Genomic DNA, 399 nt, shown 5'->3' with positions numbered 1-399 from the left:
CCGCCTCGAACCGGCAATTTTTGACCAGCCACGGCAAGACGACCCTCGACGGCCGGCCGGCGACCCCAGCCGGAAGTTGCGCCCGACATCGCAGCAGCACGTGAAAGGGCCGGGGCCCGCCCCCACAGCAGGTCCCGGCCGGCTCCGGATCACAGGAGGTCCGGCGAAGCTGAGCCCCCACGCCATCGAAGAGCGGTAAGGTTCAGCAGGCTTCGATCAGTCGAGCAGGTTGTTCGACAGTCCGAGCGAGTGGTGCAGCAGCCACACCGGATGCACGATCTTGACACCCGAGGACTTGGAAATCTGCCAACGGCACGTCTCGGTATCGCACACCCCAACGCCCTCGTTGTGATCCTGCATGTGCTTGAACACACCCGCACCGATCTTCTGAGCGACCTC

1 protein-coding gene is annotated in these 399 nt (G+C 64.7%); it reads right to left on the bottom strand.

Annotation, left to right across the window (positions count from 1 at the left end):
- Positions 1–216: 216 nt before the first annotated feature.
- The coding region (locus E0D86_RS21295; protein WP_218568036.1) for a hypothetical protein at positions 217–399 on the bottom strand (183 nt) is incomplete at its 5' end.

Origin of the sequence: Pseudomonas sp. IC_126 (genome assembly GCF_004331835.1) — a bacterium.
Lineage (GTDB): Bacteria > Pseudomonadota > Gammaproteobacteria > Pseudomonadales > Pseudomonadaceae > Stutzerimonas.
This window is presented reverse-complemented; position numbering and strand designations above follow the sequence as displayed.